Below are 19,739 nucleotides of genomic sequence, written 5' to 3' on the forward strand. Positions count from 1 at the left end.
GGGGTACGGGGCGCGGGGTACGGGGGCTGCGGGGCGGGTCAGGCCGGCTGGGCGGCGTAGGCGTTGAAGCGCAGGTAGAGCCCGATGTCGGCCGCGCGGCCCGGCGCGAGGGTGCGGTAGCTGCACAGCTCCTGCACCGCGCTCTCCCCCGGTGCCAGGCCCGCGGTCAGCCGCTGCACCACCTCGGCGTGCGGGCGCGGGTCGATGCCCTCCAGCCGCATCAGCTGCGCGATGCGCGCGCGGGCCTCGGCGTCGTTCGCGGCGTTGCCCGGCAGCCGCAGGTAGAGGTTGGCCTCCTCGGGGCCGGCCGCGCCCTGGCGAAACGCCAGGCAGGTCATCGGCTCGTTCGCCACCGCCCCGCGCTCGCGCCCGTAGAGGACGGCCCGCGCCCGGGCCGCCCGCGCCGGGTCGTGGCGGTGCGACAGCGCCGCCACCGCGTCCAACTCCGCCATCTCCATCGGGTGGTGGCGGAAGTAGACCTTCACCCGGGAGGCGCTCGCGCCGTCCAGGTCGAGCGCGAAGAACTCCAGTTCGTGCCCGCGGCGGGCGAGTTCGGCCGTGCGCCGCCCCACCGGCTCCCAGGCCTGCGCCAGGCCCAGGCGGTGCATGGCCTGCTCCATCACCTCGTGCGTGTGCTGCGCGCCGTGCGCCTGCGGGTTGAGGTACACCTTGTAGTGGGGGCGCTCGCCCGGCTGCCAGGCCAGCGAGTGCCACACGGTGGGCCGGCCCGGGGCGGGGTCCGGCGTGACGAACAGGTCCTCGACGTCGAGGTAGCGCCCGATGCTCGCCCCCGGCCGCCCGGCCAGGCGCCGCGTCAGCTCACGGCCGGCCTCCTGGCAGCCCAGCGGCGTGCGCTCGGCGCCGAGCGACTCGAACAGGATCCGCACCTCCGGGCGGCCCGCCTTCCAGCTGACGGACAGCTCGGCGGGGAAGCCGTCGGCCGAGACGAACGACGCCGGCTCGCACCCGGTGCCCACCGCCCGCTCGCCCCACGGGCGCAGCACCTCCCGCAGTTCCTCCAGGACGGGTGCCGTCTGCGGCCCGGCGATCCCCAGGCCCTCGCAGACGGCCGTCCACTTCTCCTCCAGGAACCGCCCGAAGGTGTTCTGCGGGTCCTGGAAGGGGCCCAGCGCGGGTATGAGTTCGCGAAGCCGGGGGCTGGTCACTGCTCTGGCACTCTCCTTGGAAGCATGCCGAACCGCCGGCGCAGAAGGACTCTGCGCCGGGGGCGAGGCGGATGCGGCGGCTGCCTGCTAGTCCTGGTTCGGCTCGTTGAGCCCGCCGATGACGGACTGGTTCGGCTCGTTGAACCGGCCGACGACGGACTGGTTCGGCTCGTTGAACCGGCCGACGACGGACTGGTTCGGCTCGTTGAACCGGCCGACGACGGACTGGTTCGGCTCGTTGGCCTGCACGGTGGTGGCGCCGGATCCGAGCAGGGCCGCTCCCGCGGCGATGGCGACCGCCCAGGCCTTCAGTGCCTTGCGCATCATTGCTCTCCCCCAAGATCGATGATCAGATTGATGATCATAAAACCACAGACGCGCCGTCAGCTGCGTGTATGTTTTTTCGAAACCCGCTGAGACGTTCCCCACTTGCCCCGTTGACACATCCTCAGGAGCCGCCATGTCCGCACCGCACCCGACCGACGACCCGTACGCGGCGACCGGCGTGGTGGGCCCGTCCCCGGACGGGGTGACGCTGGCGCTGCCGCCGGTCTTCGAGTCGGTGGAGGAGGAGCGCCGCTACCGCAAGGAGCAACTGGCGGCGGCGTTCCGCCTGTTCGGCCGGTTCGGGTTCTCCGAGGGGGTCGCCGGGCACATCACCGTGCGCGACCCGCAGCACCAGGACCGGTTCTGGGTGAACCCGTTCGGCATGAGCTTCAGTCAGATCAAGGCCTCCGACCTGATCCTGGTCGACCACGACGGCACCCTGGTGCACGGCAGCCGGCCGGTGAACCGCGCCGCGTTCGCGATCCACTCCCAGGTGCACGCGGCCCGCCCCGACGCGGTCGCCGCCGCGCACTCCCACTCCCTGCACGGCAAGGCCTTCTCCAGCCTGGGCATACCGCTGGACCCGATCACCCAGGACGCCTGCGTCTTCTTCGAGGACCACGGGCTGTACAGCGACTACCGGGGCGTGGTGACGGAGAACGAGGAGGGCAAGCGGGTGGCCGCGGCCCTGGCCGGCCACAAGGCCGTGATCCTGCAGAACCACGGCCTGCTGACGGTCGGCCAGTCGGTGGCCGAGGCGGTGTGGTGGTTCGTCACCATGGAGCGCTCCTGCCAGGCGCAGCTGCTCGCGATGGCGGCCGGCACCCCCCGGCTGATCGACCGGGAGACGGCGCTGCTGACCCGGGACCAGATCGGGACGCCGCTGGCGGGCTGGTTCCAGGCGCGGCCGCTGTGGGACCAGATCACCGTCTCCGACCCCGACCTGTTCGACTGACCCGCCCGCCGCCTGCGCCCCCCTCCCGCCGCCGCCGTCCCTTCCCCCGTTCTGGAGCAGCCCCGTGTCCACCGCCCCCCTTGCGCGCAGGCTCCGGATCGCCGTGTTCGGCGCCGGGTCCATCGGCTGCCACCTCGGCGGCATGCTCGCCTCGAGCGCCGAGATCGCCCTGATCGGCCGGCCGGCGGCGATGGCGCGGATCGCGGCCGATGGACTGGTGCTGACGGGGCCGGGCGGGGCGCGGCGCGAGGTGCGGGATCCGGGCGCCGGCGCCGACCCGTCGGCCGCGGCCGGCGCGCACTACGTCCTGGTGACGGTGAAGTCCGCCGACACCGCGGGCGCCGCCCGGGAGCTGGCCCCGCACCTGGGCCCCGACACGGTGGTGGTGAGCTTCCAGAACGGCCTGCGCAACACCGCGGTGCTCGCCGCGGCGCTGCCCGGCCACCGGGTGCTGGCCGGGATGGTCCCGTACAACGTGGTGCGCACCGGGCCGGGCGCGTTCCACCAGGGCAGCGGCGGCACGCTGATGCTGGCCGATGAGGAGGGCGCCGGCGCGCTGGCGGAGGCGGCCCGGCGCAGCGGTCTGGCGCTGGAGCTGCGCTTCGACATGGGGGCCGTGCAGGCGGCGAAGCTGCTGATGAACCTCAACAACGCGGTCAACGCGCTCTCGGGGCTGCCGTTGCGCGAGCAGGTCGGGCAGCTGGCCTACCGGCGGTGTGTGGCGCTGTGCCAGCGCGAGGCGCTGGAGGCGTTCGGGGCGGCGGGGGTGGCGGTGGCGCAGCTGGGTGCGGTGGCGCCGGAGGTGATGCCGCAGGTGCTGGAGCTGTCGGACGAGCGGTTCCACGAGCTGGCGGGGGCGGGTCTGCAGATCGACGCCACCGCGCGCTCCTCGATGTGGGAGGACCTGCAGCGCGGGCGCCCCACCGAGATCGACTCGCTGCAGGGCGAGGTGCTGGCGCTGGCCGGGCGCCACGGCCTGGGTGCGCCGGTCAACGCGCGGCTGATGGCGCTGGTGCGCGAGGCCGAGGCGGCGGGCGGCTCGCCGGGCTGGACGGGTGAGGCGCTGCTCGCCGCGCTCGCCCCGGCGTAGCCGACGGCGCGGTATGGCCGACGGCCGGGGGCGGGTGTGCGGGCGGGCCGGTGCACTCCGGAGTGCACCGGCCCGGCCGGACCCGGGCGGGGGGCGGCGCCCGCTCAGGTGATCGACACCCCGCTGTCGATGCTCAGGACCTGGCCGGTCATGCAGTCCTGGTCGAGGAAGAGGCCGATCGCGCGGGCCACCTCCTCGGGGGTGACGAAGCGCGGCACCGGGGCCTTGTCGCGCATCGCGTCGATGACGTGGGCGGGCAGGGTGTCCGTCATCGGGGTGATCATGAAGCCCGGTGAGAGGGCGTTGACGGTCACCCCGCGGCGCCCGCACTCCGCGGCCAGGGTGCGGGTCAGGCCGATCAGCCCCGCCTTGGAGGCGGAGTAGGCGGTCTGCCCGGCGGTGGCGATCAGCCCGGAGGGGGAGACGATGTTGACGATCCGCCCCCAGCGCGAGCGCAGCATCGCCGGCACGCACGCCCGGGCGGTGTGGAACGCGCCGACGAGGTTGGTGTCGATGACGCTGCGCCACTGCTCGGGGTTCTGCATCGCCATCAGGGAGTCCTTGCGGATCGCCCCGTTGTTGACCAGCACGTCCACCGGGCCCAGCCGCTCGGCGACCTGCTCGTACAGGGCGCTGGTCTGCGCCCAGTCGCCGACGTCGCCGGTGACGACGGCGCAGTCGTTGACGAGCTTGTCCGCGACGGCCTCGGCCTGGGCGCGGGAGCTGTTGTAGTGCACCGCCACCCGGCAGCCCAGCGCGTCCAGTTCCACCGCCAGCGCCTGGCCCAGGCCGCCGGAGGCGCCGGTGACCAGGGCCACCGGGTGTTCGGGGCGTACGCCCTGGGCCCTGGTGCTCATCGCGCCCCTCCCCACTTCAGCAGGACCGAGCCCCACGTCATCCCCGCGCCGAACCCGGCGAGCAGCACGTGCTGGCCGGCCCGGATGCGCCCGGCGTCCAGCGCCTCCGACAGGGCGATGGGAATCGACCCCGAGGCGGTGTTGCCGTACTTCTCCAGGTTGGTGACCAGCCGGTCGGCGGGGATGCCGGTGTGGTTCAGCACCGAGTTGATGATCCGGATGTTCGCCTGGTGCGGCACGATGTGGTCCACGTCCCCGGGGGCCAGCTTCGCCGACTCCAGCGTCTCGCGCACCGTGCGCACCGTGTAGCGCACCGCGTTGAGGTAGATCTCGTTGCCGTTGATCTGCGCGTAGTGCAGGCCGCGTCGGACGGTGTCCTCGGTGGTGGGCATCCGGCTGCCGCCGGCGAGTACCTTGAGGCTGTCCTTGCAGGTGCCGTCGGCGCCCAGGTTCCAGGCCAGCATCCGGTTCTCCGGGCCCGGCACGAGGACGATCGCGCCCGCCCCGTCGCCGACCAGGATCGACAGGTCCCGGTCGGCGGGGTTGGCGGTCAGGGTGTGCGTGTCGGAGCCGATCAGCAGGATCGGGCGCGGGTCCAGGTGCATCAGACCCGCCGCCGTCACCAGCCCGTACACGAACCCGGCGCACTCGGAGTTGACGTCGTGTGCGCTGCCCGCGATGCCCAGGGCCTCGTGGACGAACGCCGACGTCGCCGGCGAGGGCTGCTCGGGGGTGGCGGTGGCCACGATCAGGTGCGCGATGTCCGCCCCCGTCAGCCCCGCCCGCTCCAGGGCCCGGCGCCCGGCCTCGACGGCCATCGAGGCGGTGCTCTGGCCGGGCCCGACCGCCCGGCGCTCACGGATGCCGCACCGGGAGACGATCCAGTGCTCGTCGACGCCGAAGCGCTTGGCGAGCTGCGCGCTGGTGACCACGCGCTCGGGCACGGAGATCCCCCACCCGGTGATGTCGAAGCCGCTCATCCGGGCGCCCTCCTAGGCGCTCTGCTGCGGCACGAGCGCCAGGATCCGCTCGTGGACGACCCGCAGGGTGGTGGTGTCGTCGATGTCCGCGAACAGCGACTCGTCCGCGGGGATGTGCGGGTACTGGTTCTGGAAGCCGTAGAGCCACTCCATCAGGTCCAGGGAGTCGACGTCCGCGATGTGCTGGAGCGCGGCGTCCGCGTCGATCTCCTGTGCGCCCGAGACCGCCTGCAGCTGGCCGGCCAGGTCCTCGATGGTGGGGATGTCGGACATGAGCGTGATTCCTTCCGTCAGCGCCGGCAACCATGCCTGCGTCGATGCCGCCGGGCCATCTCGTCGTCCCGGGCCTTGCCACGCATGGAACCGGTCGCGGCGCAACCGCTGAGCAAGCCCGGCGGCCGCGGGCGCCTTGCGCCCGCCTTGCGAGGCGCGCGCTTTCCTCAAACCCGAATCCCGCCCCTGCCCCCAGCCCGTGCGCGCACCCCGCCACCCATCACAAGGAGCCCCGCATGACCACCGTCGAGGCCAAGTCCATCAACCCGGACGTCGAGGCGATCCGCCACCACTACGAGGTCGGCAACGACCTCTACCGGCTCATCCTGGGCCCCACCATGATGTACTCCGGCGGCTACTGGGAGGACGGCGAGGACCTCGTCGCCACCCTCGACGAGGCCCAGGAGCGCAAGCTCGACGCCTTCGTCGACCTCGCCGGCGCCGCCGGGGCCGCCAAGGTCCTGGACATCGGCTGCGGCTGGGGCACCATGCTCAACCGCCTCACCACCGTCCACGGCGTCCAGCAGGCCGTCGGCGTCACCCTCTCGCGCACCCAGGCCGACTTCGTCGCCGCCATCAACAACCCCGCCATCGAGGCGAAGGTGGAGAGCTGGGAGGACCACAAGGCCGACGGCGAGCCCTACGACGCCGCGTTCTGCATCAACGCCCTGGAGCACTTCGTCCTGTCCAGCCTCACCCCCAAGGAGCGCACCCAGCGCTACCGCGTCTTCTTCAAGCAGGTCCACTCCCTGCTCAGGCCCGGCGCCCGGTTCGTCCTGCACACCATGACGGTGGAGAACCCGCCGCTGCGCCGCCAGCTCCTGGACGACCTGAAGTTCCTGCAGCGCGAGGAGTTCGAGGGCTGCCACATCCCGCGCCTGCCCGAGCTCGCCGCCGGCCTCGACGGCCTCTTCGAGGTCACCGAGATCCGCAACGAGCCGGAGTCCTTCGCCCGCGCCTGCCGCGCCTGGCTGGAGCTGCTCGCCGCCCGCCGCGAGGAGGCCGTCGCCCTGGAGAGCGAGGAGACCGTCGCCCGCTTCGAGCGCTACCTCGACATCTTCGCCTACACCCTCGAGGACCACGTCTTCAACAACTTCCGCGTCACCCTGACCCGGCGGGCCTGAGGGGAGCGCGCACCATGACCACCACCACCGAACCCCCCGCCACCGCCCGCCCCCAGGAGGGCGGGCGCCCGGTGCGCGACCTGCGCGTCGCCGTCATCGGCTCCGGCTTCTCGGGCCTTGGCACCGCCGTGCGCCTGCTCCAGCAGGGCATCGACGACTTCCTGGTGTTCGAGCGCGCCGACGAGGTCGGCGGCACCTGGCGCGACAACACCTACCCCGGCTGCGCCTGCGACGTCATGTCGCACCTGTACTCCTTCTCCTTCGCCCGCAACCCCGAGTGGAACAGCACCTTCGGCGGCCAGGGCGAGCTGCTGGCCTACCTCAAGGACACCGCCGAGCGCTTCGGCGTGCGCCCCTACCTGCGCCTGGGCCACGAACTGCTCGCCGCCCGCTGGGACGAGGACCTGCGCCGCTGGCACATCGAGACCTCCCAGGGCCGCTACACCGCCCAGGTCCTGGTCACCGGCACCGGCTACCTCTCCGAGCCGTCCGTGCCCGACCTGCCGGGCCTGGAGACCTTCCAGGGCACCGTCTTCCACTCCGCGCGCTGGGAGCACGGCCACGACCTCACCGGACGCAACGTCGCCGTCATCGGCACCGGCGCCTCCGCCATCCAGTTCGTCCCCAAGATCCAGCCCCGCGTCGGGCGCCTGGACCTCTACCAGCGCACCCCGCCCTGGGTGGGCCCCAAGAACGACAAGCCCACCAGCGCCCGCCAGCGCTGGATGCTGCGCCACCTACCCGGCTACCAGCGCCTTCGGCGCAACTTCAACATGCACGGGCGCGAGGTCCTCGCCTTCGTCCTGTCCCGCCCCAAACTCGCCGCCAAGATGCAGAAGATGGCCAGCGACCACCTGCGCAAGTCCGTCGCCGACACCGCCCTGCGCGCCCGCCTGACCCCGGACTTCGTCCTGGGCTGCAAGCGCCTGCTGTTCTCCAACACCTGGTACCCGGCGATCCAGCAGCCCAACGTCGACATCGTCTCCGACGCCATCACCGCGATCGGCCCCACCTCGCTCACCACCGCCGACGGCACCGTCCGCGAGGTCGACACCATCATCCTGGGCACCGGCTTCCACGCCACCGACCGCCCCGTGGCCAGGCGCGTCTTCGGACGCGGCGGCACCTCGCTGCGCGAGGCCTGGAAGGACGGCATGTCCGCCCACCGCGGCACCACCGTCGCCGGCTTCCCCAACCTGTTCATGCTGCTCGGCCCCAACACCACCCTCGGACACTCCTCCCAGGTCGTCATGATCGAGGCCCAGATCGCCTACGTCATGGACGCCCTGAAGGCCATGGACAAGCGCCAACTGGCCAGCGTCGAGGTCCGCCCCCGGGCCCAGCAGGACTACAACACCGCCCTCGCCGCGAAACTCGACGGCACCGTGTGGAACGCCGGCGACTGCAAGAGCTGGTACATCGACGCCGGCGGGCGCAACAGCTCCATCTGGCCCACCTACACCTGGCGCTTCCGCCGCCAGACGCGCCGCTTCGACCTGGAGTCCTACCAGGTCGCCACCCTCACCGGCGCCGACCGCCTCACCGCCGCCCGCACCGCCGCCTGACCCCACCACCCGCACCACTTGCAGCACCGGGCACCGCCCGCACCGGGGCTCCGCGGCCCGAGGCACCGCGGCGCCACGCCCCGGCACCACCGCCGTCCGGGCGACCGACAGCGCACACCCGCTGACACGACGATCGGGAGAATCTGAGATGAGCAAGGCAGCACTGTCGCGCCGCGGCCTGATCACCGGCACGGCCGCGGCCGTGGTGGGCTGGAACACCGCCACCCGCTCCTGGGCCACCACCGCCGACACCACCCCCCTGAACGCCGCCACCGTCTCCGCCGTACCCGCCCTGGACGGGACCCTGGTCACGGCCCCCGCCACCCTCGCCGGCTACGCCGGCGACTTCGGCCACCTGGTCAGCGCGGCCCCCCGCGCCGTCCTGAGGCCCGGATCCGTCCAGGACATCGTCAAAATCGTCAACTACGCCCGCTGCAACGGCCTCAAGGTCGCCATGAACGGGCGCAGCGGCACCGGCGAGGACCTGGAGTCGCACTCCAGCTACGGGCAGGCCACCGCGCCCGGCGGGATCTGCGTCGACGCCCGCTCGCTGAACCGGATCCTGTCGATCGGCGCGGGCAGCGCGGTGGTGGAGCCGGGGGTGACGTGGGCGCAGCTGACGGAGGCGGCGCTGGCGCAGGGCAGGACCCCGCCGTGCCTGACGGACTACCTGCACCTGTCGGTGGGCGGGACGATCAGCATCGGCGGGATCGGCGGGACGGTGCAGAAGTACGGGCTGCAGGCGGACACGGTGGAGTCGATCGACATCGTGACCGGGACCGGGCAGCTGGTGACGGCCAGCGCGACGCGCAACCGGGACCTGTTCCAGGCGGCGCTGGCGGGCGGCGGGCAGGTGGGCATCATCGTGCGGGCGACGGTGAAGCTCGTGCCGGCGCCGCAGCGGGCGGTGGTGTTCAACCTGTTCTACGACGACCTGTCGGTGTACCTGGCCGACCAGGAGCGGCTGCTGGCGGACGGGCGGTTCGGCTCGCAGGTCGGGGAGGTGGTGCGCAACGCCTCCGACAGCGGGTGGCGGTACAAGATCGAGGCGGTGGCGTACTACAGCGGGTCGTCCGTGCCGCAGCGCGAGGCGCTGCTGCGGGGGCTGTCGCCGGTGGCGGCGCAGACCACGGTGGCGGACCAGTCCTACCGGGAGTACACGTTCCGGGTGGACGCCTTCGCGGACGCGCTGAAGGAGGGCGGGTACTGGCACGAGCCGAAGCCGTGGCTGAGCCTGTTCCTGCCGGCGTCCACGGCGGGCGTGTTCATGCGCGAGGTGGTGCGGGAGCTGACGCCCGGTGACATCGGGGCGGGGTTCCTGCTGTTCTACCCGTACGCGTCGGCGAAGTTCACCCGGCCGTTCGCGGTGATCCCCGAGGAGCCGGTGGGCTGGCTGTTCGACCTGCTGGCGTTCCCGGCGCCGGGCTCGGATTCGGCGGCGATGCTGGAGCGCAACCGCCGGCTGTACGACCGGGCGGTGGCGCTGGGCGCGAAGCGGTACCTGGTGGGTGCGGTGCCGCGGATGACGCGCGGCGACTGGCAGCGGCACTTCGGCACCCGGTGGGAGGCCCTGGTGGCGGCCAAGCGCACGTGGGACCCGGCGCGGGTCCTGACGCCCGGCCAGGGGTTCTTCGGCTGAGCGGCGGGCCCGGGGGGCGGGGTGCGCGCCCCGCCCCCCGGCACTGTCTGCCTGCTTGCCCCGATCTGTTCGTTCCCTTCATCGTTTCGCCGGCGCGTGCCCCGCGGTGCGCGCCCTGCCCCGGGCCCCGGGCCCGCTGGGAGGTCTTTCGTGAACAGCTACGACATCGTCGACGAGGCGATCATCGACGCGCCGGTGGAGCGGGTCTGGGAGGCGCTGGTCGCCGAACTGGGCGGCGCGGCGCACTGGTGGGTGCCGCACAACACGTTCGAGCCGGGGGCGGTGGGCCCGGAGCGCGAGGGCGGGAGCACCGTGGTGACGGTGCACACCAAGGGCGTCGACAAGGGCGGCCCCAAACTGCGGTTCACCGCGCGCACGACGGCGGTGGAGCCGGGGCGGCGCCTGGCGGCGGACTACGTGGCGGGGGCGTTTCGCGGCAGCAGCGAGTTCCGGCTGACCGCGGTGGACGGCGGGGCCCGCACCCGGCTGTCGATGGCCTTCCAGGCCGCCCCGCAGGGGTGGCTGCGCCTGCTGGCGAAGGTCGCCGACATCGGCGCGGAGCACTCGCGGGCCACCCGCAACGCCTTCGCGCACCTGGACGCGCTGCTCGCGGGTGCGGGGGGTGCGCGGTGAGCCCGGGCGCGGGCGCGGGCGCGGGCGCGGGCGCGGGCGCGGGCGCGGGTGCGGGTGCGGCCGTGCTGGCCGTCCCCGCCGCCGATCCGGCCGATCCGGCCGCTGCGGGCGCTGCGGGCGCTGCGGGCGCTGCGGGCGCTGCGGGGGCGGTGGTGGTGGCGGACGCCACGGTGCGCACCGACGACGGGGCGCACCTGGTGGCGACCGTGCACGCCCCGGCGGGCGGTGCGCGCGGGCGCACGGTGGTCCTGGCGCACGGGTGGGCCGCGGGGCGCACCGTGTGGGAGGGGACGGCGCGGGTGCTGGCGGCCGGCGGGCACCGGGTGGTGTCCTTCGACCAGCGCGGGCACGGCTCCTCCACGGCGGGCGGCGAGAGGGTCGGGGTGGAGCGCCTGGGCCGGGACCTGGAGGCGGTCATCGAGCACCTGGTGCCGGCCGGCGAGGCGGTGGTGGTGGCCGGGCACTCCGGCGGCGGGTTCGCCGCGCTGTCGCTGGCGGCGCGCTGGTTCGCCGAGGACCCGCGGGCCGCGGGCGGGCGCCTGCACGCCCTGGTGCTGGCCGCCAGTGCCGCGCACGGCCAGGACACCCCCGCCGGCGAGGTGCGGATGATGGGCAGTGCGCTGTTCAGCCGGGCCCTTGGGGTTCCGTGGCTGGGGCGGCGGCTGCTGGCGCAGACCCTGGGGCCGAAGGCCCCGCGCGGGGTGCAGGAGGCCAACCGGCGGCTGTTCGCGGCCACCGACCGCGGGGTGCGGGCGGCGTGCTTCGCCTCCACCCGCGGGATGGACCTGCGGGCGGCGCTGGCGGCGGTGACGGTACCGGCCGTGGTGATCGCCGGCGAGGCGGACCGGGTCGTCGATCCGAAGGACGGCCGGGCCCTGGCCCGGGCGCTGGCGCACGGGCGCTTCGAGTCGCTTCCCGCCACCGGGCACATGCTGCCGCTGGAGGCCCCGCACCGCCTGGCCGCGGTGGTCGCCGCGCTGGCCGGGCGCTGATGCGCGCCGCCGCGCCCGCCGCCGGTACTGCCCTCGCCGGTGCCCGCGCCGGTGCCGGTGCCGGTGGCGGGGGTGGGCGCGGGGTGCTGCTGGCGCGGGTGCTGCCCGCGTCGGTGGCGGTGGCCGAGGCGTTCGACGACCTCGCGCCGGCACCGCTGTTCGCCGCCGAGCAGGCCCTGATGGCCGGGCGCGGCGAGCGCCGGCGCCGCCAGTTCGCCACCGCCCGCACCTGCGCGCGCCGGGCGCTGGCCCAGCTCGGCCAAGGCGGCGCGGCCCTGCTGCCCGGCCCCGGCGGCGCCCCCGGGTGGCCCGCCGGGACCACCGGCAGCATCACCCACTGCGAGGGCTACCGGGCGGCCGCCGCGGTGCGCACCGGCGCGTTCCTGTCGCTGGGCATCGACGCCGAGCCCGCCCACGCCCTGCCCGCCGGCGTGCTGTCGCTGGCCGCCGGCCCCGGCGAGCAGCGCCACCTGGCGTCGCTGCCGCAGGGCGAAGTGCCGTGGGACCGGCTGCTGTTCTGCGCCAAGGAGGCCGTGTACAAGGCCTGGTACCCGCTGGGGCGGCGCTGGCTGGGCCTGCGCGACGCCGAGGTGCGTCTGGATGCGGCGGGCACGTTCAGCGCCGTGCTGCGGGCGGGCGCGGTGCCCGCGGGGGTGCCCTGGCGCTACCGCGGGCGCTGGACGGCCGGGCAGGGGCTGCTGCTGGCCGCGGTCGCCGTGCCCGCCGCGGCGCCCGGCGCGGGCGGCGTGGCCGTCGTGCCCGTCGCGCGGGCCTGCTGAGGACGCCGCCCGCTCCCCGGTCCCCCGTTGCTGTGCCGCTTCGAAAGCCCCGGGCCCCCGGCCGCACACGGCGGGGGCCCGGGGCTTCGGTGCTTCCGGGGTTTCGGGGTTCCGGGGTTCCGGGGTTCCGGGGTTTCGGGGTTTCGGGGTTCCGGGGTTCCGGGGGGGTCAGCCGGCCAGGACGACGGTCTCGGCGGGGCCGCTGAAGGGGGCGGGCCGGGCGGGGACGCCGGCGGCGGCCAGGCGGCGGTGCTCCTGGGGGCTGATGCCGCGCACCCGTTTGAAGGCGGCGCTGAGCGCGAAGGCGTTGCTGTAGCCGACCTTGCGGGCGGCGAAGGCGACGGTGCACTCGGGTTCGCGCAGCAGGTCCGCGGCCACCGCCAGGCGCCAGCCCGCGAGGTAGGCCATCGGGGGCTCGCCGACCAGGGCGGTGAAGCGCCGGGCCAGGCCCGCGCGGGAGACGCCGACCTTCTGGGCGAGGTCGGCGACCGTCCACGGGCGGGCGGGGTCGTCGTGGATCAGGCGCAGGGCGGGTCCGACGACGACGTCGTGCTGGGCGCGGTACCAGGCGGGGGCGCCGGAGTGGGGGGCGGCGAGCCAGCTGCGCAGGACGCTGACGACCAGGAGGTCCAGGATGCGGTCCAGGACGAGTTCCTGGCCGGGTTCGCTGCGGCCGATCTCGGCGGAGAGGAGTTTGACGAGGGTGTCGTCGGCGCCGGTGCCGGCGGGGCGCACCAGCAGGGCGGGCAGGCAGGCCAGCAGGCGCTGGCCGATCTCGTGCTCGGCCTGGTAGGTGCCGGAGAGCATGACGCAGGAGGTGGTGTCGTCGGGGCGGCTCTCGCCCCAGGTGCGCACGCCCAGCGCCATCGACTCGGAGACGTCGGCGCCCTCGCGCGAGCAGCTCTGGCCGGGGCCGATGAGGACCTGGACGGGGGTGTCGGGGTCGTCGGAGACGGTGTAGGGCTCGGGGCCGCGCACGATGGCCACGTCGCCGGGGCGCAGGAGCAGCGGGGTACCGCGTTCGGGCAGGATCCAGGCGTCGCCGCGGATCATGGTGACGACGGAGAGGGGGGCGCGGTCCTCGATCCGCAGGGACCACGGGGGGCTGAGGATCGAGCGCAGCAGGAACGCTCCGCGCGCCTTGGGGCCGTCCAGCAGGCCCGTGAGAGTGTCCATGGCCGAAGTGTAGACGCCGGGACATGGATTGACGTCGCGTCATTTGAGAGGGTCTTGAGTGGTCGGGGTGGGTCCCGGCCGCGATCCGTTGGATGATCGCAGGGTATGTGTTGCGCAACTCACCGGAGGGAAGCCCACGATGGAACTGTCGCGTGTGATCGCGCTTGTGGCCGCCACGATCACGACCGGCCTGACGGCCGGCCTGTTCTACGCCTACGCGTGCTCGGTGATGCCGGGTCTGCGGGGGGTGGACGACCGGACGTTCGTGGAGGTGATGCAGCGGATCAACGTGGCGATCCTGAACGGCTGGTTCGTGCTGGGGTTCGTGGGGGCGCTGCTGTCGACGGGGGCGGCGGTGGCGCTGCACCTGCCGGCGGCGGGGCGCGATGTGCTGCCGGCGGTGGTGGCGGCGCTGGTGTTCTACGTGGCGGCGCTGGCGGTGACGCGCAAGGTGAACATCCCGCTCAACGACGCGCTGGCGGCGGCGGGCCAGCCGGGGCGGATCGCGGACCCGGCGGCGGTGCGGGCGCGGTTCGAGGCGCGGTGGGTGCGGTGGAACGTGGCGCGGGCGCTGCTGTGCACGGCGGCGCTGGGGTGCCTGTGCTGGGCGCTGGTGCTGCACGGCCGCGGCTGACCCCCGCGCGCCGCCGTTCGGACCCCGGTCGGGGTCCGAACGGCGGCGCGTGCCGGCGCCCCTGCGCCCGTGCGCCCGTGCGCTCGTGTGCCCGTGCGCTCGTGTGCCCGTCTGCCCGTGTGCCCGTGTGCCCGTGCCGGGGGGTCAGCTCGCGGGCGCGGGCGGGTTGCGGCGCAGCGGGGCGAGTTCGCGTTCCAGGGCGTGGAGGTCGGCGGCGATGCGGTGGGCGATGTCGCCGGCCGAGGCGCCGGGGGGCAGGCGCCGGCTCCAGGAGCGGGCGCGGGCGGGGCCGTCGTGGGTCATGTGGAAGGTCAGGCGCAGGGCGCCGTCCAGGTCGACGAGGGTGATCAGGACGTGGGTGTCGGACAGGTCGATGGCGACCTCGTTGCCGATGCAGGAGCAGCGCACGAGGTCGGCGATCTGGGCGTCCGCGAGGTGTCTGGCGAGCTGGATGGCCTTTCCCTCGATGCGAAAGGGTCGCAGTGCGGGACTCACGGTGGCTGCCGTCCTTCCCTTCGGGGTCCCTGGTGCCCGGTGGCACCGGGGCGCCCGGGCGCCGGCGAGGGGGTGTGTGGCGCGCGGTGCCCGCCATGATGCGCCTGCGGGGTGCCCGGTGTCCAAGTCGCCTGCCCGGTGGGGGGTTTGGGTGGCGGCACGCGGGGGCGCGCGGGGCGCACGCCGCCCCGCCCGCCCCGCCCGCCCCGCGCGCCCCGCGCCGGGGTGCGGGGGCGGGGGTTGTCAGTGCGCCGTGCCGGCGCGGTTCGAGGCCGCGCCGGGCGGCGCCGGGCGGCGCGGTAGGAGGAGAGGCCCGCGAGCGCCCCGCCGCTGTCGTGGGGCCGCTCCCCCGCCCGCTCGTTGCGCACCCGGTACAGGCGTGTGCCAAGGTCCCCGCGCGCGCCGTAGCCGTGGAGTCCCGGGGGTCTGGACTCGAACGGGCTTGACAGGGGCTCTCCGTGGCCGGAGTTCGACGGGCTGTGTCCGTGGTGTCCCGGCGGTGGCTGCCATCGGGAGCGGGGGTCTGCTTGACCGCCGCGTCGGCGCGAGGTGGGGGAACGGCCCTGACCAAGGGGCCCCTTGACCCGACGTCATCGCCCTGGGCCCCGTTCGGTGTGCAGCTTCGCAGGTCACGCGAGGGTCGCGGCCTCACGCGGGCGCAGCCGGCGGCGCAGGTGCAAGGACGACCCGTCCTGCGTCTCGTTCGTCGGACTTGCGCAGCGGCCTCCGGGTGAGGGGTTCGCCCTCGCGGCGGGCCAGGTCCTGGAGTCGGGCGGGAGGCTGTCGTTGATGTACTGGCAGCACCGGCACACCGTCCTGGTGCCCGGGTTCCCGGAGCGCCGCCTGCGAGTCCCGGGCCGCCGAGGCCGGGCTCTTCGAGGCCGGTGCCGTCCCGGGACCGCTCCAGGCCGGGGAGTGCGCGAGCGCGCTGGAGGCGGGAATCGCCAGGAGCGGCGGTGCCGCCCGGGAGCAGGCGCAGGGGGGCGTGAGGTTCCTGATGACCCGCCGGCAGTGCCTTGAGCGCGTGCCCGCGCCGCTTGTCCGCGCGGTCAAGGATCCCGGCGGGCCCGCCCCGATCCTCCCCCGCGACGCCTGGCGGTCCTTCGCCGCCGCGGTGCGCGCGGGCGGGTTCGGCAGCGTCCGGCCCCCCGGCCGGCCTTCCGGCCCGCCCCGCGCCGGGTGCGGGCGGGGTCCGGGCGGGGGCGGTCTCGGCGGTGGGCGGGGGTGTCGGCGTACCCTCGTGCCCGTGTCCGCGTCCCCGCCGTCCCCGCCCTCGCCCCCGTCGCCCTCGCCCCCGCCTGCGCCCGTGCGCCTGCACCGGGTTGCCGTCCTGGTCCTGGAGGGCGCCAAGCCGCTGGATGTCGGGATTCCCGCGCAGGTGTTCACGACCCGGGCGAGCATGCCCTACGAGGTGCGGGTGTGCGGTGCGCAGCGGGGGCTGGTGGCGGGGGGCGACGGCCTGTCGTACGCGGTCGCGCACGGTCTGGAGGCGCTGGCGTGGGCGGACATCGTGTTCGTTCCCGGCTACCGGCGCCCGGACCGCGAGGAGCCGCCGCGGGCGGTGCTGGAGGCGCTGGTGGTCGCGCATGCGCGCGGTGCGCGGCTGGCGGCGATCTCCACGGGTGCGTTCGCGCTGGCGGCGACCGGTCTGCTGGACGGGCGGCGGGCCACCACGCACTGGCACTACACGCGGGCGCTGGCGGCCGGGCACCCGCTCGTGCGGGTCGACGAGAACGTCCTGTTCGTGGACGAGGGCGGGGTGCTGACGTCCGCGGGGGCCGCCTCGGGGATCGACCTGTGCCTGCACATCCTGCGCGGCGACCTGGGGGTGGCGGCCTCCAACCATGCGGCCCGGCGGCTGGTGGCCGCGCCCTACCGCAGCGGCGGCCAGGCCCAGTACGTGCCGCGCAGTGTGCCCGAGCCGCTGGGCGAGCGGTTCGCGGCGACCCGGCAGTGGGCGCTGGGGCGCCTGGGGGAGGCGCTGACGCTGCAGGTCCTGGCGCGTCATGCGGCGGTCTCCGCGCGGACGTTCTCGCGGCGCTTCGCCGAGGACACCGGGTACACGCCGATGCAGTGGGTGATGCGGGCGCGCGTCGACGCGGCCCGCGAGCTGCTGGAGCGCTCCCAGCTGGCGGTCGAGCAGATCGCCGCCGACACGGGGCTGGGCACGGGGGCGAACCTGCGCCAGCACTTCCAGCGGGTCCTTGGCACCACGCCCACCGAGTACCGGCGCACCTTCGCCCGCGGCGAGTAGCCCGCCCGGGCCTGGCGGGGCCGCCGGCCCCGCCCCTCCCCCGCCCCCTCCCCCGCCCCCCCCGCTCCCCTCCGCCGGTCCGGGCCGGTCCGGGGGCCTGCGCGGGCCGGTCCGGGCCGGTCCGGGGGCCTGCGCGGGCGGGGTGCGCGGGCGGGGTGCGCGGTGTTGGCGCGATCCTTTCGGAGCGTGGCGATCACGGCGCTGTCAGCGCCCGGGGGCGGTGCGCGAGCCTGGTGGCAAACCCGCAAGGACCGGAAAGGACCCGCCCCCATGACCCGCATCGCCATCAACGGATTCGGCCGCATCGGACGCAACGTGCTGCGCGCGCTGCTGGAGCGCGACAGCGCCCTGGAGGTGGCCGCGGTCAACGACCTCACCGAGCCCGTCGCCCTCGCCCGCCTGCTCGCCTACGACACGGCCGCCGGGCGGCTGGGGCGCCCGGTGCGCGCCGAGGACGACGCCCTGGTGGTCGACGGGCGGCGCATCGCCGTGCTCGCCGAGCGCGAGCCGGCCAAGCTGCCCTGGGCCGAACTCGGCGTCGACATCGTCCTGGAGGCGACCGGCCGCTTCACCTCCGCCGCCGGCGCCCGCGCCCACCTCGAGGCCGGCGCCCGCAAGGTCCTGGTCAGCGCGCCGGCCGACGGCGCCGACGTCACCCTCGCCTACGGCGTCAACACCGGCGCCTGGGACCCGCAGGCGCACACCGTCGTCTCCAACGCCTCCTGCACCACCAACGCCCTCGCGCCGCTGGCCGCCGTCCTGGACACCCTCGCCGGCATCGAGCACGGCTTCATGACCACCGTCCACGCCTACACCCAGGAGCAGAACCTCCAGGACGGCCCGCACCGCGACCCGCGGCGCGCCCGCGCCGCGGCGGTCAACATCGTGCCCACCACCACCGGCGCGGCCAAGGCCATCGGCCTGGTCCTGCCGAACCTCGAGGGCCGGCTCTCCGGCGACTCCATCCGGGTGCCCGTGCCCGTCGGGTCGATCGTCGAGCTCAACACCACCGTCGCCCGCGACGTGACCCGCGAGCAGGTCCTCGCCGCCTACCGCGAGGCCGCCGACGGGGCGCTCGCCGGGATCCTGGAGTACTCCGAGGACCCGCTGGTGTCCTCCGACATCACCGGCAACCCCGCCTCCGCCGTCTTCGACTCCGCCCTCACCCGCGTCGACGGCCGGCACATCAAGGTCGTCGCCTGGTACGACAACGAGTGGGGCTTCTCCAACCGCGTCGTGGACACCCTCCACCTCCTCGCCGCCCACTGACCCCCGCGCAACCCGCCCGCCCGGCTGCGCCCGGAGCCCGGACCGCCCCGCACGGACCGCCCCGCACGGGGCGCCCCCGCAGCGGGCGGGAGCCGGGCTCAGCCGGGCGGGGCGCGGGCGGGCGGGGCGGGGGCGGGGCTGATCGGCGACTGCCGGGCGGGGCGGGCGGGTTGTGCGGGTCCGCCGGCCCTGTCCGCGGCCCGCCTCCCGGCGGGCGCCGGTCCGGGCCGGGCCGGGCGGCGGTCCGGGCCGGGCGGGCGGCGGTCCGGGCCGGGCGGGCGGCGGTCCGGGCCGGGCGGGCGGCGGTCCGGGCCGGGCGGGCGGCGGTGAAAACCGCTGTCCGATGACCGGAGCGCGGTGGTAGACATCCGGCGTGGAAAAGAATCTTGAGTTCCCCGACCTGCTGCGCCTGATCGACGAGCGGTCGAGCGCTTTCCGCGCCGCGGTCGCCGCCGCGCCCGACCTCGACGCGCCGGTGCCGACCTGCCCCGGGTGGACGCTGTTCGACCTGGTGAGGCACCTGGGCGGAGGGGACCGCTTCTGGGCCGCGATCGTGGGCGCGGGGCCGGCCGACGGCCCCCCGGCCGGGGCCGCCGCCGCGCGCGCCGCGCTGGAGGTGCCGCGCGAGCGCGAGGCCATGGCGGCCTGGCTGGCCGCATCGACGCGGCTCCTGCTGGACGCCCTGCGCGAGGCGGGCCCGGACGCCGGCTGCTGGGCGTGGTGGAGCGGCCTGCAGACACCGCGGACCTCCGGAGGAGTGGCCCGCCACCGGGTCCAGGAGAGCGCGGTGCACACCTACGACGCGCTGCTCGCCTCGGGCGCCGCGCAGCCGCCGCCCCTCGAGGCGGCACTCGACGGGGTGGCGCTCGACGGGGTGGAGGAGTTCCTGTTCACCTGCGTCGCCTCGCCCGTCGCCTGGCCGCACAAGCCCGCGACCTTCGACTTCCACGCCGCCGAGGGCCGCTCCTGGCGCCTGACCGTCGACGGCGACGGCGCACGCTCCGCCCGCATCCCCGCGCCCGGCGCCCCGACCGGCGAGGACGCGGACGCGGCCGGTGTCAGCGTCCACGGCACGGCCGGTGAACTGGTCGTCTACCTGTACGACCGCATCCCTGCCGCATCCCTGCGCGTGGACGGGGACGCAGGGCTGCTCGACCTGCTCCGCGCGTGGGAGCCGGAGGAGTAGGACACAGGCGGGGCGCGGGCCGGGCTCGGGCCGGGCTCGGGCGGAGCGCGGGCGGCCGCGCCCCGGGCCGGCCGGACCCGGCCCCTGGCCGGGTCCTGCCGCGGGAGCGGGTGGGCGCCGTAGCGGCCGGGCGGACCGGCCGGGCGCGGCGAGCCGCCTGCGCTCCCGTGCCCGTGCAACCAGTGCGACCAGTCCAACCGGTGCGACCGGTCGCCCCGGAGCGGCGGACGGCCACCGGTACGGCGAAAGGCCACCGGTACGGCGAAAGGCCACCGGTACGGCGAAAGGCCACCGGTACGGCGAAAGGCCACCGGTACGGCGAAAGGCCACCGGTACGGCGAAAGG

At 75.3% G+C, this 19,739-nt stretch carries 19 protein-coding genes; 12 read left to right on the forward strand and 7 right to left on the reverse strand.

What is annotated here, in order from left to right:
- Positions 1 to 38 precede the first annotated feature (38 nt).
- Both ACIGZJ_RS31630 and ACIGZJ_RS31635 read right to left on the reverse strand, forming a co-directional pair.
- Complete coding sequence (locus ACIGZJ_RS31630) at positions 39 to 1,166, reverse strand: tryptophan dimethylallyltransferase family protein (RefSeq protein WP_396460508.1); 1,128 nt, start codon at positions 1,164 to 1,166, stop codon at positions 39 to 41.
- Positions 1,167 to 1,253: 87 nt separating this feature from the next.
- Complete coding sequence (locus ACIGZJ_RS31635) at positions 1,254 to 1,490, reverse strand: hypothetical protein (RefSeq protein WP_396460509.1); 237 nt, start codon at positions 1,488 to 1,490, stop codon at positions 1,254 to 1,256.
- Positions 1,491 to 1,626: 136 nt separating this feature from the next.
- On the opposite strand from ACIGZJ_RS31635, the gene ACIGZJ_RS31640 reads away from it, so the two are divergent.
- Both ACIGZJ_RS31640 and ACIGZJ_RS31645 read left to right on the forward strand, forming a co-directional pair.
- Complete coding sequence (locus ACIGZJ_RS31640; RefSeq protein WP_396460510.1) at positions 1,627 to 2,448, forward strand: class II aldolase/adducin family protein; 822 nt, start codon at positions 1,627 to 1,629, stop codon at positions 2,446 to 2,448.
- A gap of 64 nt (positions 2,449 to 2,512) precedes the next feature.
- Positions 2,513 to 3,538 (forward strand): 2-dehydropantoate 2-reductase, encoded by a 1,026-nt coding sequence (locus ACIGZJ_RS31645; protein WP_396460511.1) that lies wholly within the window; start codon positions 2,513 to 2,515, stop codon positions 3,536 to 3,538.
- A 104-nt stretch (positions 3,539 to 3,642) separates the two neighbouring features.
- On the opposite strand, the gene ACIGZJ_RS31650 is transcribed toward ACIGZJ_RS31645, so the two are convergent.
- The 3 genes from ACIGZJ_RS31650 to ACIGZJ_RS31660 are packed head-to-tail and all read right to left on the reverse strand — an operon-like array spanning position 3,643 to position 5,648.
- Positions 3,643 to 4,395: an SDR family oxidoreductase gene (locus tag ACIGZJ_RS31650; protein ID WP_396460512.1), complete on the reverse strand. Its 753-nt coding sequence runs from the start codon at positions 4,393 to 4,395 to the stop codon at positions 3,643 to 3,645.
- On the reverse strand, positions 4,392 to 5,375 hold the full coding sequence (locus ACIGZJ_RS31655) for a 3-oxoacyl-ACP synthase III family protein (RefSeq protein ID WP_396460513.1): 984 nt from the start codon (positions 5,373 to 5,375) through the stop codon (positions 4,392 to 4,394). The genes ACIGZJ_RS31650 and ACIGZJ_RS31655 overlap by 4 nt, the downstream gene beginning before the upstream one ends.
- Positions 5,376 to 5,387: 12 nt before the next feature.
- On the reverse strand, positions 5,388 to 5,648 hold the full coding sequence (locus ACIGZJ_RS31660; protein ID WP_387944172.1) for a hypothetical protein: 261 nt from the start codon (positions 5,646 to 5,648) through the stop codon (positions 5,388 to 5,390).
- 236 nt (positions 5,649 to 5,884) lie between these two features.
- Here ACIGZJ_RS31660 and ACIGZJ_RS31665 point away from each other — a divergent pair, with 236 nt between their 5' ends.
- The 6 genes from ACIGZJ_RS31665 (at position 5,885) to ACIGZJ_RS31690 (ending at position 12,380) form a co-directional block, all read left to right on the forward strand.
- Positions 5,885 to 6,772 carry a class I SAM-dependent methyltransferase gene (locus ACIGZJ_RS31665; RefSeq protein WP_392934891.1) on the forward strand — a complete coding sequence of 296 codons (888 nt, stop codon included), beginning with the start codon at positions 5,885 to 5,887 and terminating at the stop codon, positions 6,770 to 6,772.
- Between the two features lie 14 nt (positions 6,773 to 6,786).
- On the forward strand, positions 6,787 to 8,337 hold the full coding sequence (locus ACIGZJ_RS31670) for a flavin-containing monooxygenase (protein ID WP_396460514.1): 1,551 nt from the start codon (positions 6,787 to 6,789) through the stop codon (positions 8,335 to 8,337).
- Positions 8,338 to 8,485: 148 nt separating this feature from the next.
- Positions 8,486 to 9,976, forward strand: a complete 1,491-nt coding sequence (locus ACIGZJ_RS31675; protein WP_396460515.1) for an FAD-binding protein — start codon at positions 8,486 to 8,488, stop codon at positions 9,974 to 9,976.
- A 150-nt stretch (positions 9,977 to 10,126) separates the two neighbouring features.
- Entirely contained in the window at positions 10,127 to 10,609 is a 483-nt protein-coding gene (locus ACIGZJ_RS31680) for an SRPBCC family protein (RefSeq protein WP_392934883.1), read from the forward strand.
- Positions 10,606 to 11,601: an alpha/beta fold hydrolase gene (locus tag ACIGZJ_RS31685; protein ID WP_396460516.1), complete on the forward strand. Its 996-nt coding sequence runs from the start codon at positions 10,606 to 10,608 to the stop codon at positions 11,599 to 11,601. Before ACIGZJ_RS31680 ends, ACIGZJ_RS31685 begins: the two co-directional genes overlap by 4 nt.
- Entirely contained in the window at positions 11,601 to 12,380 is a 780-nt protein-coding gene (locus ACIGZJ_RS31690; protein ID WP_396460517.1) for a 4'-phosphopantetheinyl transferase, read from the forward strand. Before ACIGZJ_RS31685 ends, ACIGZJ_RS31690 begins: the two co-directional genes overlap by 1 nt.
- 168 nt (positions 12,381 to 12,548) lie before the next feature.
- Here the strand turns inward: ACIGZJ_RS31690 and ACIGZJ_RS31695 are convergent, their stop codons facing one another.
- A complete protein-coding gene (locus ACIGZJ_RS31695; protein ID WP_396460518.1) occupies positions 12,549 to 13,556 on the reverse strand; it encodes an AraC family transcriptional regulator in 1,008 nt (335 codons plus the stop codon).
- A gap of 139 nt (positions 13,557 to 13,695) precedes the next feature.
- Here ACIGZJ_RS31695 and ACIGZJ_RS31700 point away from each other — a divergent pair, with 139 nt between their 5' ends.
- The gene (locus tag ACIGZJ_RS31700; RefSeq protein WP_396460519.1) at positions 13,696 to 14,190 is read left to right on the forward strand and encodes a DUF1772 domain-containing protein; all 495 of its coding nucleotides are present in this window, start codon (positions 13,696 to 13,698) and stop codon (positions 14,188 to 14,190) included.
- A gap of 144 nt (positions 14,191 to 14,334) precedes the next feature.
- On the opposite strand, the gene ACIGZJ_RS31705 is transcribed toward ACIGZJ_RS31700, so the two are convergent.
- Positions 14,335 to 14,685, reverse strand: a complete 351-nt coding sequence (locus tag ACIGZJ_RS31705; RefSeq protein ID WP_396460520.1) for a hypothetical protein — start codon at positions 14,683 to 14,685, stop codon at positions 14,335 to 14,337.
- Between the two features lie 1,306 nt (positions 14,686 to 15,991).
- Here ACIGZJ_RS31705 and ACIGZJ_RS31710 point away from each other — a divergent pair.
- The 3 genes from ACIGZJ_RS31710 to ACIGZJ_RS31720 all read left to right on the forward strand — a co-directional run bounded on the left by ACIGZJ_RS31710 (position 15,992) and on the right by ACIGZJ_RS31720 (position 19,394).
- Positions 15,992 to 16,939: a GlxA family transcriptional regulator gene (locus ACIGZJ_RS31710; RefSeq protein ID WP_396460527.1), complete on the forward strand. Its 948-nt coding sequence runs from the start codon at positions 15,992 to 15,994 to the stop codon at positions 16,937 to 16,939.
- 270 nt (positions 16,940 to 17,209) lie between these two features.
- A complete protein-coding gene (gap, locus tag ACIGZJ_RS31715) occupies positions 17,210 to 18,208 on the forward strand; it encodes a type I glyceraldehyde-3-phosphate dehydrogenase (protein WP_396460521.1) in 999 nt (332 codons plus the stop codon).
- A 373-nt stretch (positions 18,209 to 18,581) separates the two neighbouring features.
- Positions 18,582 to 19,394 (forward strand): maleylpyruvate isomerase N-terminal domain-containing protein, encoded by an 813-nt coding sequence (locus ACIGZJ_RS31720; RefSeq protein ID WP_396460522.1) that lies wholly within the window; start codon positions 18,582 to 18,584, stop codon positions 19,392 to 19,394.
- The last annotated feature ends 345 nt before the right edge of the window (positions 19,395 to 19,739 follow it).

It is taken from the genome of Kitasatospora sp. NPDC052868, from assembly GCF_044547105.1.
GTDB lineage: Bacteria > Actinomycetota > Actinomycetes > Streptomycetales > Streptomycetaceae > Kitasatospora.

Coding starts and splice junctions, on each gene's coding strand:
- ACIGZJ_RS31650 (WP_396460512.1), bottom strand. CDS start 4,395: ATGAGCACCAGGGCCCAGGGCGTACGCCCCGAACACCCGGTGGCCCTG.
- ACIGZJ_RS31635 (WP_396460509.1), bottom strand. CDS start 1,490: ATGCGCAAGGCACTGAAGGCCTGGGCGGTCGCCATCGCCGCGGGAGCG.
- ACIGZJ_RS31690 (WP_396460517.1), top strand. CDS start 11,601: ATGCGCGCCGCCGCGCCCGCCGCCGGTACTGCCCTCGCCGGTGCCCGC.
- ACIGZJ_RS31670 (WP_396460514.1), top strand. CDS start 6,787: ATGACCACCACCACCGAACCCCCCGCCACCGCCCGCCCCCAGGAGGGC.
- ACIGZJ_RS31700 (WP_396460519.1), top strand. CDS start 13,696: ATGGAACTGTCGCGTGTGATCGCGCTTGTGGCCGCCACGATCACGACC.
- ACIGZJ_RS31695 (WP_396460518.1), bottom strand. CDS start 13,556: ATGGACACTCTCACGGGCCTGCTGGACGGCCCCAAGGCGCGCGGAGCG.
- ACIGZJ_RS31640 (WP_396460510.1), top strand. CDS start 1,627: ATGTCCGCACCGCACCCGACCGACGACCCGTACGCGGCGACCGGCGTG.
- ACIGZJ_RS31660 (WP_387944172.1), bottom strand. CDS start 5,648: ATGTCCGACATCCCCACCATCGAGGACCTGGCCGGCCAGCTGCAGGCG.
- ACIGZJ_RS31665 (WP_392934891.1), top strand. CDS start 5,885: ATGACCACCGTCGAGGCCAAGTCCATCAACCCGGACGTCGAGGCGATC.
- ACIGZJ_RS31675 (WP_396460515.1), top strand. CDS start 8,486: ATGAGCAAGGCAGCACTGTCGCGCCGCGGCCTGATCACCGGCACGGCC.
- gap (WP_396460521.1), top strand. CDS start 17,210: ATGACCCGCATCGCCATCAACGGATTCGGCCGCATCGGACGCAACGTG.
- ACIGZJ_RS31655 (WP_396460513.1), bottom strand. CDS start 5,375: ATGAGCGGCTTCGACATCACCGGGTGGGGGATCTCCGTGCCCGAGCGC.